General features: G+C 65.5%; 13 protein-coding genes. 5 read left to right on the top strand and 8 right to left on the bottom strand.

The window, feature by feature from the left end; translation table 11 throughout:
• Positions 1–249 precede the first annotated feature (249 nt).
• Positions 250–1125, top strand: coding sequence for a formate/nitrite transporter family protein (locus V0R62_RS24250; protein WP_330105515.1), 876 nt, complete (start codon positions 250–252; stop codon positions 1123–1125).
• On the opposite strand, the gene V0R62_RS24245 is transcribed toward V0R62_RS24250, so the two are convergent.
• Entirely contained in the window at positions 1122–2216 is a 1095-nt protein-coding gene (locus V0R62_RS24245; protein WP_330105514.1) for an MBL fold metallo-hydrolase, read from the bottom strand. The genes V0R62_RS24250 and V0R62_RS24245 overlap by 4 nt on opposite strands.
• Before the next feature lie 125 nt (positions 2217–2341).
• Here V0R62_RS24245 and V0R62_RS24240 point away from each other — a divergent pair, with 125 nt between their 5' ends.
• Complete coding sequence (locus V0R62_RS24240; RefSeq protein WP_330105513.1) at positions 2342–3418, top strand: diguanylate cyclase; 1077 nt, start codon at positions 2342–2344, stop codon at positions 3416–3418.
• Between the two features lie 51 nt (positions 3419–3469).
• A complete protein-coding gene (locus V0R62_RS24235) occupies positions 3470–6055 on the top strand; it encodes a bifunctional diguanylate cyclase/phosphodiesterase (RefSeq protein WP_330105512.1) in 2586 nt (861 codons plus the stop codon).
• Positions 6056–6075: 20 nt separating this feature from the next.
• On the opposite strand, the gene V0R62_RS24230 is transcribed toward V0R62_RS24235, so the two are convergent.
• Complete coding sequence (locus V0R62_RS24230; protein WP_186716147.1) at positions 6076–6396, bottom strand: DUF2025 family protein; 321 nt, start codon at positions 6394–6396, stop codon at positions 6076–6078.
• A gap of 125 nt (positions 6397–6521) precedes the next feature.
• On the bottom strand, positions 6522–7442 hold the full coding sequence (locus V0R62_RS24225) for a LysR family transcriptional regulator (RefSeq protein ID WP_330105511.1): 921 nt from the start codon (positions 7440–7442) through the stop codon (positions 6522–6524).
• A 115-nt stretch (positions 7443–7557) separates the two neighbouring features.
• Between V0R62_RS24225 and V0R62_RS24220 the strand changes: the two genes are divergently transcribed.
• Positions 7558–8316 carry an SDR family NAD(P)-dependent oxidoreductase gene (locus tag V0R62_RS24220; RefSeq protein ID WP_110739595.1) on the top strand — a complete coding sequence of 253 codons (759 nt, stop codon included), beginning with the start codon at positions 7558–7560 and terminating at the stop codon, positions 8314–8316.
• Positions 8317–8486: 170 nt separating this feature from the next.
• On the opposite strand, the gene V0R62_RS24215 is transcribed toward V0R62_RS24220, so the two are convergent.
• Positions 8487–9266, bottom strand: coding sequence for a LysR family transcriptional regulator (locus V0R62_RS24215; RefSeq protein ID WP_330105510.1), 780 nt, complete (start codon positions 9264–9266; stop codon positions 8487–8489).
• 101 nt (positions 9267–9367) lie between these two features.
• Between V0R62_RS24215 and V0R62_RS24210 the strand changes: the two genes are divergently transcribed.
• Positions 9368–10096, top strand: coding sequence for an SDR family oxidoreductase (locus V0R62_RS24210; protein WP_330105509.1), 729 nt, complete (start codon positions 9368–9370; stop codon positions 10094–10096).
• 113 nt (positions 10097–10209) lie between these two features.
• Here the strand turns inward: V0R62_RS24210 and ccoM are convergent, their stop codons facing one another.
• From ccoM to V0R62_RS24190, 4 genes are all read right to left on the bottom strand, one after another.
• Positions 10210–10326 carry a cytochrome c oxidase subunit CcoM gene (ccoM, locus tag V0R62_RS24205; protein WP_023629476.1) on the bottom strand — a complete coding sequence of 39 codons (117 nt, stop codon included), beginning with the start codon at positions 10324–10326 and terminating at the stop codon, positions 10210–10212.
• Between the two features lie 135 nt (positions 10327–10461).
• On the bottom strand, positions 10462–10623 hold the full coding sequence (locus V0R62_RS24200) for a hypothetical protein (protein WP_096048546.1): 162 nt from the start codon (positions 10621–10623) through the stop codon (positions 10462–10464).
• Positions 10624–10826: 203 nt separating this feature from the next.
• A complete protein-coding gene (locus V0R62_RS24195) occupies positions 10827–11153 on the bottom strand; it encodes an aspartate-semialdehyde dehydrogenase (RefSeq protein WP_330105508.1) in 327 nt (108 codons plus the stop codon).
• A gap of 112 nt (positions 11154–11265) precedes the next feature.
• Complete coding sequence (locus V0R62_RS24190; protein ID WP_330105507.1) at positions 11266–11961, bottom strand: M949_RS01915 family surface polysaccharide biosynthesis protein; 696 nt, start codon at positions 11959–11961, stop codon at positions 11266–11268.
• Positions 11962–11982 lie beyond the last annotated feature (21 nt).

Here is an 11982-nt window from a genome sequence, read left to right as displayed (position 1 = left end):
CCCTCACTTGCTGTCAAGCGTTGTTTTGAAGTTTTTTTCGAAGCCGCTTTCTGCAAAACACCTTCAACCTCAACAACTTACCGCTTGCCTCGTGGCGTTCAACGCTGCGAGGAGGCGAATAATACGCGGTTTGATTTCAGAGTCAACACCTTGATCTGAAAAAACTTTCGATCGCCATCCGGCGGCCGCTCGGCAACTATTCGACGCGGTTGCCGCTCTGTAGAGGAACACGCAAGCGGAGCGGCCGCCATGAGTGATGCACAGAGCGAGAAGACCCCGGGGCTGTCGCCGGACGAAGAGCAGGAAGTCAGCCACAACCAGCCGCCCCGGGCGGCGGTGCTGCACGAGATCATCCGCGCCCAGGGCGACCAGGAACTGGAACGTACCCTGGCCGCCTTGTGGTGGTCGGCGCTGGCGGCCGGCCTGACCATGGGCCTGTCGTTGATGGCCATGGGACTGTTCTATGCTCGCCTGCCCGAGGGCGACAGCGCACAGGTGGTCGCCAGCCTGGGCTATAGCGCAGGCTTCCTGGCGGTGATCCTCGCCCGCCAGCAACTGTTCACCGAAAACACCCTGACCGCCGTGCTGCCACTGATGACCGCCCCCACCCTGACAAACCTGGGTCGCCTGCTGCGCCTGTGGGGCATTGTCCTGCTCGGCAACCTGGCCGGCACCTTGCTGGTGGCCTGGGTGATGCTCGAACTGCCGATCTTCGACAGCAAGACCGATGTCGCCTTTCTGGATGTCGGCCGCAAGGTGATGGAGAACGGCATCGGCCAGATGTTCGCCAAGGGCATCGTCTCGGGCTGGATGATCGCCACCATGGTCTGGATGATCCCGTCCATGGAGCACGCCAAGATCTGGATCATCCTGATGATCACCTACCTGATGGCCCTGGGCGACTTCACTCATATAGTGGTGGGCTCGGTCGAGGTGTCCTACCTGGTCTGGGCCGGCGAGCAGAGCTGGAGCACCTTCTGGCTCGACTTCGCCCTGCCCACCCTGGCCGGCAACATCATTGGCGGCAGTTTCATTTTCGCCTTGATCAGCCATGCCCAGGTGCGAAGCGACAGCGGCAAGCCGCCCTCGAAGCTATTAAAGGACAACAAACAGGCCAGGAACTAGCGCGCGGCAACCGCCCGCTCGGACGCCCTGCCCCGCTGCGGCAATGGCCGCGGTCGCCACCAGTTCTGCCCCGGATGCGGTGAGTCGAGGCTGACCCGTTCGCCCATCTGTGGCGTGCTCAGCTCCACCTGGGCGGCATTGGCCAGTGCCAGGATACGTTCGAAGGGCTCCTGCCAGCTGTGGATCGACAGGTCGAAGGTGCCGTTGTGGATCGGCAGCAGCCAACGGCCCTTCAGGTCCAGGTGCGCCTGCAGGGTCTGTTCCGGCTGCATGTGCACATTGGGCCAGGCAACGTTGTAGGCGCCGGTCTCTATCAAGGTCAGGTCGAACGGCCCGTAGCGCTCGCCGATCTCACGGAAACCGGCGAAGTAACCGGTGTCGCCGCTGAAGAACAGCCGCAGCCCTTCGTCGAGCATCACCCAGGACGCCCACAGTCTGCGGTTGCTGTCGAACAACCCACGCCCGGAGAAGTGCTGCGCCGGCGTGGCGGCGAAGCGCACGCCTTCGACCTCGGTCTCCTGCCACCAGTCCAGTTGCCGCACCTTGGCCGGCGGCACACCCCACTCGATGAGCAGGTCGCCTACCCCCAGCGGCGCGAGAAAGTGCTCGGTGCGCGGCGCCAACCGGCGAATTGCCTGCTCGTCGAGGTGGTCGTAATGATCATGGGACAGGATCACCGCGGTCAGCGGCGGCAGGTCGTCGAGCGCCAGCGGCGGCGCATGGAAGCGCAGCGGCCCGGCCCACTGCACCGGTGAGGCGCGTTCGGCGAACACTGGGTCGGTAATAAAGAAGCGCCCGCGCAGTTTGAGCAGTACCGTGGAGTGGCCGAGGCGCCACAGGCTGTGATCCGGTGCGTCGGTCACCTGCTGGCGGGTCATCGGCTGCAGGCTCAGCGCCGCGTCTGGCCGGGTTTGCGGCGGCTTGCGCAGCAGCAGGTACTTGACGCCGATGCGCAGTTTCTTGAGCACGCCGTCCCTGGGCAGCTCGACCTGGTTGTGAAAGCGTCCGTCCCGGTGCGGTGCCGGCTCGCCGGCGGGGGTAGCCATGGGGACCATGAGCAACAGCACTCCGCAAATGAAGAAGGCCTTCATATTACTCCACAGGGTCGGATCAACCGTGAAATGGCTTGTAAGGTCATTTTTCGCCGATGAACGATTGTTCAACAATATTCACACGACTTATGCGATAAACGGCGCCCCACAGAAGAACGACAACCATGATCGACAACCGCAGCGGCAAGGGGCTCTCTTTCGTCAGGCGCATCTACCTGCCGCGCATCATCGGCCTGGGGATCGGCCTGTTCAGCGTCATGGCGGCCATTGCCCCGCTGAACCCACCGCAGTGGGCCTGGGCCCTGCTGCTGTTCAACGGCCTGCTCTGGCCCCATGTGGCCTACCAATGGGCGCTGCGCTCGGCCACGCCCTACCAGGCCGAACAGCGCAACATCCTGCTGGACTCCTTGATGGGCGGATTCTGGACCGCGGCGATGCATTTCAACCCGCTGCCCACCGTGACCATCCTGTCGATGATGACCATGAACAACGTCGCCGCCGGTGGCAAACGGGTGCTGCTGCGCGGCCTGCTGGCCCAGCTGGGCGGCATGCTGCTGGCCAGCGCCCTGCTCGGCACCGGCCTGCAGCCCCAGGCCACGCAGCTGCAGGTGCTCGCCTGCCTGCCGATGCTCACCTTCTACCCCCTGGCCCTGGGCTGGGTGTGCTACCAGCTGGCGATCAAGCTGGCCGAGCACAAGCGCCGGCTCAGTGCCCTGAGCCGCACCGACAGCCTCACCGGCCTGCTCAACCATGGCTCATGGAAGGACCTGCTGCTGCTCAAGTTCCAGATCTGCCAGCAGCAACAGCTGCCGGCGGTCATCGCCCTGATCGACATCGACCATTTCAAGACCATCAACGACACCTACGGCCATGTGGTCGGCGACTGCGTGCTGCGCCAGCTCAGCCAGGAACTGCGGCGCAACCTGCGCGAGGACGACCTGGCCGGGCGCTACGGCGGCGACGAGTTCTGTGTGATCCTCCCCGGCGCCCAGGAAGCCCAGGCTTGCCAGGCCATGGAGCGCCTACGCGAGCGCGTGGGCGCCTACCGCAACCCGCAACTGCCGGACCTGCGCATCAGCCTGAGTATCGGCTTGGCGGACTTTCGCACCACCCTCGCCTCGCCGGAACACTGGCTGGAACAGGCCGACAAGGCCCTGTACGCCGCCAAGCACCAGGGGCGCGATCAGGTCAATTTCGCCCGCGGCGAGGCCGCCCTGCTCAAGCTGGCCTATCCTGACTGAACCTTCGCCCAGGCCCCGGGCGCAGACAGCAGTTGAAGGAGTCGCCCGTACATGGACAGGAACGTCGACCTTTCATCCTCCAGCCCCACCTCGCGCCTGCAGGTGCGCCGCTTGGTCGGCGGCTTCTGCGCGCTGTTCGGGCTCGCCTGCGTGTTCACCCTGGTGGCGCTGTTCAACATCGCCGCCACGCTGGACCGCCAGGCGCAGGAGCAGAGTACCTTCCAGGCTACCCAGGCGCTGGAGCAGCGGCTGGTGGCCTCGCGCCAGTTCCTCTCCAGCTACGCCGTCTGGGACGTCGCCTACGAACATCTGGTCGGCAAAGTCGACTGGCAGTGGGCGTATGAAGAGAAGAACGTCGGCGAGTCGCTGTACAGCGCCAGCGGCTATGAAGGCGTGTTCGTGGTCGAGGATGGCCGCACTACCTACGCCCTGTTCAAGGGCAAACCCACCGACTCGCCGGCCAGTGCCCATATCGACAGCCCCCTGGCGCCGATCATCGACGCGGCGCGCAAGGCGGCCCCGGCCCGCGAGCAGGTGACCCACTTCGTGCGCTTCAACGGCTGGCCGGCGGTGCTCAGCGCGGCGGCGGTGCGCCCGGATAAAGAGGTAACCGAGGCGGATGTGCGCCAGGCGCCGGTGATGGTATTCGTCGACCAACTGACCGAGGCCAAGCTCGCCGTGCTGGGCAAGGGCGCGGGCCTGACCGGCATGCGCCTGGAGAAGAACGGCGCCGCCCAGGCCGGACAACCGCATATCACCCTGGGCGAAACCGGCTATCACCTGGCCTGGAACACACCGCTGCCGGGCCGCCAACTGCTCCACGCGTTCCTGCCACCGCTGCTGGCGGTGCTGCTGGTGCTCGGCCTGGTGCTGCTCTACCTGTTCCGCCATGCCCTGCGCAGCTCCCGCGCCATCGATGACAGCCTGCTGCGCCTGCAGCAGAGCAACCGCGCCCTGGAGGCCAGCGAGCAGCGCTTTCGCGCGGTGGCCGAGGCCGCGTCGGACTGGATCTGGGAAACCGACCGCCAGCACCGCCTGACCTACCTGTCGCAGCGCTTCGTCAGCGTCACCGGCTACCGACTCGAGGACTGGATAGGCCAGCCGCTCAACCAGCTGCTGGCCTGCGACACCACGCCCCTGCTGCCGTGGCTCGACAGCCAGGCCGACGACAACCCGCAGCAACTGGCCAACCTGCGCTGCAACTACGATGACGCCAGCGGACAGAACCGCTACTGCCGCGTTTCGGCGCGCTCGATCGTTTACGAGGGCAAGCTCACCGGTTTTCGCGGTACCGCCAGCGACATCACCGACGAAGTCGCCGCCCACGCCCGCATCCAGCACCTGTCGATGCACGATGCCCTGACCGGCCTGGCCAACCGCAACAAGCTGTCGCGTCACCTCGAGCAGGCGTTGTTGCGCGGCAGTGATTCACCGCCGCTGACCTTGCTGCTGCTCGACCTGGACAGCTTCAAGCCGATCAACGATTCCCTCGGCCACCCGGCCGGCGACGCGGTGCTGCAGGAGGTGGCCGGCCGCCTGCGCGACACCACTCGCGACAATGACCTGGTGGCCCGCCTGGGCGGCGACGAGTTCGTCCTGGTGCTGCATGGCCTGGACAACCGCAGTGAGATCGACCGCTTCTGCGCCCGCCTGCTCGATCTGCTGCAGCAACCCATCGCCTACGAGGAACACCAGCTGCACATCGGTGCCAGCATCGGCATCGCCCAGACCAGGGTCCAGGGCTACGATGCCGGCGAGCTGATCCGCTGCGCCGATATCGCCCTGTACCAGGCCAAGGCCGACGGCAAGAACACCTGGCGTTACTTCTCGCCGGAGATGAACCAGCAGATCCAGTACCGACGGCAACTGGAAAACGACCTGCGCCGGGCGATCAAGCAGCACGAGTTCGTCCTGCACTACCAGCCGCGCTACCGCCTGGACGACCTGAGCATCGTCTCGGTGGAGGCCTTGTTACGCTGGCAGCATCCCGAGGAAGGCCTGCTCGGGCCGGACACCTTCATCCCGCTAGCAGAGCAGAGCGACCTGATCGTGCCCCTTGGTCGCTGGGTACTGGCCGAGGCTTGCCGCAATGCCCGCGACTGGCCCAACGAGCTGCTGGTCTCGGTCAACCTGTCGCCAGCGCAGTTCTCGCGCAGCGATGTGGTCGCCGATGTACGCCAGGTGCTGCTGGACACTGGTTTCCCGGCCCAGCGCCTGGAACTGGAGATCACCGAGAACGTGATGCTCAACGACATCGAAGGCGCCCTGGGCACCATGCTCGCGCTCAAGGAGCTGGGCGTGCGCCTGAACATGGACGACTTCGGTACCGGTTACTCGTCGCTGGGTTACCTGCGCACCTACCCCTTCGACAGCATCAAGATCGACAAGCGCTTCATCGCCGGGCTGAGCAGCCAGAGCGGCAACGACCGGGCGGTGGTCCAGGCCATCATCAACCTGGGCAAGGCCATGGGGCTGACGGTCACCGCCGAGGGGGTGGAGACCGAGCAGCAGTTGCAGGCGCTGGACAAGGAACAGTGCCATGAGGTCCAGGGCTACTACCTGAGCAAGCCGGTGGACCGGGCGGGGTTCGAGGCGCTGCTGGCGGGCCGGGAGGTGCGCCAGCAGGATGTGTCCTGAGTCCCTCTTGATGCATGCCGTCAGCGCAGGCTGCGCTCGGCCACGATCTCCGGTAGGTCGGTGCGCTTGAGGTAGATACGCAGCGGCTCGCCGATGTTCAGCCGGTCGTCCACGTGCTGCTCCAGCAACAAGGCCAGGCGCTCCCGGCACAATGCCATGCGCGTGTCGGCCTCGGGGCGCCAGACGAACTCGTTGCAGGGGATGATGCTGTCGTCGGCGACGTCCATGCCGAACGAGTCTTCGGAAAACCGCACGATATGAATGCCGCGCTTGCCGTGGAAGCCGACAAAGCCCTTGAGCTGTTCGGCGGCGTTGCAGATGTCCTGGGAAGTGATGGCCATGGCGTAACCTCGCAAAATTCGGAAGTGACGCACGCAGGGAACGGCCACCTCTGGCGGGCGACGCGCAGGTGCCAGCCTAACGCAACTGGCGGAACCTTCGCCACGCTTTCTCGCCCCTTCCCGTTTCAGCCGCTTGGTGCCGCCACCGGGTCGACCTGCGACGCCAGCAACGCCGCCAGCCAGTTCATGAACGCCTGGACCCGGCGCGGCACATGGCGCTGCCGCGCATACAGCAACGACACCGGCATGGCCCGCGCCTGCCAGGGCTCGAGCAGCGATACCAGTTCACCGTTGCGCAGGTGTTCATCGACACCCACCGCCGGCACCTGGATCAGCCCGAGCCCGGCCAGGCAGGCGGCGGAGTAGGCTTCGGCATTGTTCACCGTGACCACGCCGGCCATGGCCTGGAAGCGCAGCTCGCCCTCCTGCTCGTATTCGAACCCGGCGCTGCGGGCACCGAGGTTGCGCACGTAGTGGACCAACCGATGGCCGGCCAGATCCTGCAGGTTCCGTGGCACGCCGTGACGCTCGAGGTAGGCGGGGCTGGCACAGTTGCGCATGCTCAGGCGCCCCACCGGGCGGGCGACCACGTCCAGGTCACTGAGCGCGCCGATGCGCATCACGCAGTCGAAGCCTTCGCGCAGCAGGTCGACCTGGCGGTCGGTGCAGCTGAGCTCCACTTCCAGACGCGGGAAACGCTCGAGAAACCCTGGCAGCGCCGGCACGATCAGCCGCCGCGCCATCATGGTCGGCAGGTCGATGCGCAGGCGCCCGGCCAGCTCGGCATCGTCGGCGCTGAACAGGCTTTCGATCTCGTCCATGCCCGACAGCAGGTCCTTGCTGCGCTCGTAGAGCAAGGCGCCGTCCTGGGTGGTCTGCACCCGCCGCGTGGTGCGGTTGAACAGGCGCGTGCCGAGCAACCGCTCCAGCGCCCGCACCTGCTCGGAGACGGTCGAGCGCGGCAAGCCCAGGCTTTCGCCGGCCAGGGTGAAACTGCTCAGTTCGCTGACCCTGACAAAGGTGCGCAACAGCTCCAGCTTGTTCATTACGGGCTCCGATTGTCCATTTAATGCGAACAGTATTTCCGGAATCCGTGGATTTAACAGCCATCAGCCGATCAATAACCTGTCATTCAACAACCACCGCACCGAGGTAACCGACATGACTCGCAAGATTGCACTGATCACCGGCGCCAGCCGCGGCCTGGGCAAGAACACCGCCGAACACCTGGCCGCTCGCGGCATCGACATCATCGGCACCTACCACAGCAAGGCCGACGAGGCCCACGCCGTGGCCGCCTCGCTGGAGCAGGCCGGCGTGCGCGCCGCCATGCTGCAACTGGATGTCAGCGACAGCGCCAGCTTCGCCGCCTTCGCCGAGCGTCTGGGCGACACCCTCGAACAGCAGTTCGGCCGTCGTCAGCTGGACTTCCTGGTGAACAATGCCGGCATCGGCCTGAACGTGCCGTTCAGCGAGACCAGCGAGGCACAGTTCGACCAGTTGTTGAACATCCAGCTCAAGGGGCCATTCTTCCTCACCCAGCGCCTGCTGCCGCTGCTGGCCGACGGCGGGCGCATCGTCAACATCTCCACCGGCCTGACCCGCTTCGCCCTGCCTGGCTACGCCGCCTATGCGGCCATGAAAGGCGCCATGGAGGTGCTGACCCGCTACCAGGCCAAGGAGCTGGGCGCGCGCGGAATCCGCGTGAACATTCTTGCGCCGGGTGCCATCGAGACCGACTTCGGCGGTGGCGTGGTGCGTGACAACCAGCAGGTCAATGACTACATCGCCGGCAACACGGCGCTGGGACGCGTTGGCCTGCCCGACGATATCGGTGCGGCCATCGCCCTGTTGCTGGAGGACGGCAATGGCTGGATCACCGGGCAGCGGCTGGAGGTGTCTGGGGGGATGTTCCTCTAGGCACGCGTTGCCCAGTCGATGCGCAGTTCCTGTGTAGGAGCGGCCTTGTGCCGCGAAAGGGCTGCGGAGCAGCCCCGGGATTTCAGCGTTGATGCAAAGATTGCCGGGGCTGCTGCGCAGCCCTTTCGCGGCACAAGGCCGCTCCTACACGTAGAAACGCCTACCCCCCTTCAAGCGCGGCTCAGGGCCTGATGCAGCGCCGCCACGGCGGGCAGTGCCAAGGCCTCGTGGGACATGCACAGCCCGACCCGACGGCGCAGCGTCAGGCCACTGCCCGGCTGCCAGTAGACACCCGGGCAACGCTCGACCAGCGACTGCGGTAACCAGGCCGCACCCTGCCCGGCGGCGACCATGGCCAGGGCCAGTTGCAACGAACCGGCCTGACCGACCTGCTCGCCCCCGTCATACAAGCCCATCAGGCGCTGGTGCGAAGGGTGCTGCGGGCAGGTGATCCAGCGCCCGTCCGGTTGGCTGCCGGTGGCCATCACCCGCACGAACGCTTCCTCCCACAACGGCAGGAACAGTTCATCCTCGCAACGCTGGGCCTCGTCGGCCAGGCGAGCGTCGCCGTCGCAGCCTTCCAGCAGGGTCAATTGCAGACCCACCACCGCCTGGCTGGCCAGGCGCACGCAGGCCTCGACCTGGGCCGGCGCGATGTCGGCCTCGATGCCCAGCGCCAACGGCACCCGCTCCTGCCCCTGACGAAACCGCAGGCGCAGGGCCTCGGCCTCGGCCACCATGCGGCAGGCCTGGGGATACAGCTCGCGGGCCTGCTCGCTGACTTCGACCCCGCGGGCCTGACGCAGGAACAGTTCGGCGCCGAGGTCTTCTTCCAGCTGGCGTATGGTCACTGACAAGGTCGGCTGGGCCACGCACAGGCGCTGGGCGGCTACAGTGATGTTGCGCGCTTCGAAGACCGCGATAAATGCCTTGAGATGACGGATATCCATAGATAGAACCGATGCCAGCCAGAGAAATAAGCCGTTTTTCATGGCCGCGAGCGCTATCTAGAATCCTGGCCATCGAAAGCGATTATGCCTTGGAGGCAACTATGAACAAACCCCTGATCATCGTCACTGGCGCCAGCTCCGGTATCGGCGCCGCCACCGCCCAGCGCTTCAGCGCTGCGGGGCATCCGCTGCTGCTGATCGCCCGACGCCTGGAACGCCTCGAGGCGCTGGCACTCCCCGATTGCCTGTGCCGCGCCGTGGATATCCGCGACCGGGCGGCGCTGGTGGCCGCCGTGGCCGAGGCCGAAGCGCTGTACGGCCCGGCCGATGCCCTGGTGAACAACGCAGGCGTGATGCTGCTGGGGCAGATGCACGAGCAGGATCCGGAGCAGTGGGAGCGCATGTTCGACATCAACGTCAAGGGCCTGCTAAACGGTGTGCATGCGCTGGTGGGCGGGATGATCGAGCGGCGCCACGGCACTTTGATCAACGTCAGCTCCGTGGCCGGGCGCAAGACCTTCCCCAACCATGTGGCCTATGTGGGCAGCAAGTTCGCCGTGCACGGTCTGTCTGAGAACCTGCGCGAGGAGCTGGCGCCACACAATGTGCGGGTGGTGACCATCGCGCCGGGCGCAGTGGAGACAGAGTTGCTCGGACACACCACCGACGAGGGCATCAAGCGCGACTACGAGGCGTGGAAGGCCAATGACATGGGCGGCGTGGTACTGAGCGCCGAGGATGTGGCCGGGGCGATCGTCTGGGCCTACCAGCAACCGCAGCAGGTGTGCATTCGCGAGATCGTGCTGGCGGCGACCGCCCAGCAGCCCTGAGATGGATGCGCCCCGTTCGTCGGCAAGCCCCACCCCGCGATGAAAATACAGGCAAAAAAAATGGGCGACCGAAGTCGCCCTAAATGCCTTGCGTGCTCGTGAATCGGGAAGGATCAGCGCTGGTTGCGCTTTTTCGAGTCCTTCCAGATGAAAATGCCCAGACCGGCGAAGAACGCCAACATCAACCCGACCGTTACCACACCGGCGATAACCACGTTGTCGAAGAACATGTCGGCCCCTCCCTTGATGTGCCGTCATCCGATGGGTGCAAGGTAACCAATGCCGGGAGGGGGAAAATTGACCGGAGTCAATGGCGCCCGGAGCCGGGCGCGCGAGGCGGGTGCAGGGTTGACCTGCATCAAGTTTCAGCGCTTCTTGGGTTTGCCCTTGGGCTTTTTCTTCTTGGCCTGGGCCAGCGGCATGGCCTGCTCGAAGGCCTGACGCATGTCGTTCAGGCGCTTGTCGTTGAGGTCGTGGATGCGTTTGGCGCGTTCGGCACCGAAATCGATCAGGTTGTCTTGGCTCATGGCGGGCTCGACGGACAGCAGAGGCCTTAATGATGAAGGCAAGCGGCAGTGCTGACTAGGCTTTGTACGAAAAGTGCCTGCGCGGCGATCATGCTGCGTTGAAAACAGGCTCGGAATGCTCATTTGCAACCAGCAAACTCCGCTTCCTCGCCTGTTTTCGCCTTGCCTGATCGCCGCTCGGCGACTTTTCGTACAAGCCTTGGTCAGACTTCGATATCCACCAACAGTCCCTGACGCGTGCGCTCGCCCATCGGCGCCACCGGCACGGTGTTGTCGGCGTTGAGTTCCTCGCCGGGCACGGCATCGTAGCGGTCCCCTTCGGCCTGCTTGCGCCGTTGTTGCTGGCGACGCTGCTCGTCGCGCAGCAGCAGGGCCTGCTCCTCGGGATCGCGGTGGTGCTTGAGGTCGATGCTGCCGTCGCTGGAGGTCGCCTGCGCGGGCACCACCGGCGGGATGGTCGGCGGCGGCTTGACCGGATCCTGTTGCGAGGTCACGGGGGCGGCACTGAGCGGGATGATCGGCGGCAGCATGGTGGGTCTCCTGTAGCCTTGTTGTCGGCTGGTGGTGCGCCGCCTTGAATGCCCGCGGTCGAAGGTGTGCGGCGTATCACAACGCCGCACTGCGCTGGAGTATAGCGCGGGCTTATTCGGTTTCTTCGTCCGGCTCGTCGTCGGGCGCGGCGCTCGACTCGCTCCAGGGCCTCTTGTAGACCTGCTGCCAGACCGCGTCCATGTGCTCGCGCACGACCTGCGGGGCGCTCTTGAGCGAAGCGCTGTCCTCGCGCTCACCGCCGAACGCGTCTTCACCCGGCGGGCTGATCAGCGACTGGCCGGTAATGGTGTAGATCGCCTGGCCCTCACGCATCTCGATGGCGATGTCGTGGGGGTCGATGCCGCCGCCGCAGAAGGCGTGGCTGGCCACGGTCACTTCGGCGACGCCATCCTTGTTCAGGTCACCGACATCGCTGACATCGGTATAGAAGTCGACGTCCAGGTCCAGCCCGGCGCAGGTGGTCTCCTGCTCGATCTGCCAGCGCGCCTTGAAGGGATCACCGCCGGCGGCACGGCCATACAAGGTGGCCTTGAGCACCACCTTGTCGACTTCCTCCTCGGTGTCGGAGTCAGTGGCCTGGCCATCGACCCGGCTCAGCACCAGCAGGCCTTCCCCCTCGCGGTCATGGAAGTGCACGCTCTTGATCGGTGTCTGCACACCGAGTACCTCCAGTTGCTCGACCGGAATCGGTGGCAGGACTTCGAAGCTCTTCTGTTCACAGGCGGCCAACAGCGCAAGGCTGCCCAGGCCCAGGGTGACGTTCAACCAGCGGTGCTTGGCAACCATGTTGGCGCGTGGCCCTCGTGA

This window comes from Pseudomonas carassii, from assembly GCF_036324045.1.
GTDB lineage: Bacteria > Pseudomonadota > Gammaproteobacteria > Pseudomonadales > Pseudomonadaceae > Aquipseudomonas > Aquipseudomonas peradeniyensis.
This window is presented reverse-complemented; position numbering and strand designations above follow the sequence as displayed.

Excerpts from the sequence above, each read along its gene's own strand:
- ccoM (WP_023629476.1), bottom strand. The coding sequence starts at position 10,326 with ATGTTCTTCGACAACGTGGTTATCGCCGGTGTGGTAACGGTCGGGTTG.
- V0R62_RS24210 (WP_330105509.1), top strand. The coding sequence starts at position 9,368 with ATGAACAAACCCCTGATCATCGTCACTGGCGCCAGCTCCGGTATCGGC.
- V0R62_RS24195 (WP_330105508.1), bottom strand. The coding sequence starts at position 11,153 with ATGCTGCCGCCGATCATCCCGCTCAGTGCCGCCCCCGTGACCTCGCAA.
- V0R62_RS24235 (WP_330105512.1), top strand. The coding sequence starts at position 3,470 with ATGGACAGGAACGTCGACCTTTCATCCTCCAGCCCCACCTCGCGCCTG.
- V0R62_RS24240 (WP_330105513.1), top strand. The coding sequence starts at position 2,342 with ATGATCGACAACCGCAGCGGCAAGGGGCTCTCTTTCGTCAGGCGCATC.
- V0R62_RS24230 (WP_186716147.1), bottom strand. The coding sequence starts at position 6,396 with ATGGCCATCACTTCCCAGGACATCTGCAACGCCGCCGAACAGCTCAAG.
- V0R62_RS24200 (WP_096048546.1), bottom strand. The coding sequence starts at position 10,623 with ATGAGCCAAGACAACCTGATCGATTTCGGTGCCGAACGCGCCAAACGC.
- V0R62_RS24220 (WP_110739595.1), top strand. The coding sequence starts at position 7,558 with ATGACTCGCAAGATTGCACTGATCACCGGCGCCAGCCGCGGCCTGGGC.
- V0R62_RS24250 (WP_330105515.1), top strand. The coding sequence starts at position 250 with ATGAGTGATGCACAGAGCGAGAAGACCCCGGGGCTGTCGCCGGACGAA.
- V0R62_RS24245 (WP_330105514.1), bottom strand. The coding sequence starts at position 2,216 with ATGAAGGCCTTCTTCATTTGCGGAGTGCTGTTGCTCATGGTCCCCATG.
- V0R62_RS24225 (WP_330105511.1), bottom strand. The coding sequence starts at position 7,442 with ATGAACAAGCTGGAGCTGTTGCGCACCTTTGTCAGGGTCAGCGAACTG.
- V0R62_RS24215 (WP_330105510.1), bottom strand. The coding sequence starts at position 9,266 with ATGGATATCCGTCATCTCAAGGCATTTATCGCGGTCTTCGAAGCGCGC.
- V0R62_RS24190 (WP_330105507.1), bottom strand. The coding sequence starts at position 11,961 with ATGGTTGCCAAGCACCGCTGGTTGAACGTCACCCTGGGCCTGGGCAGC.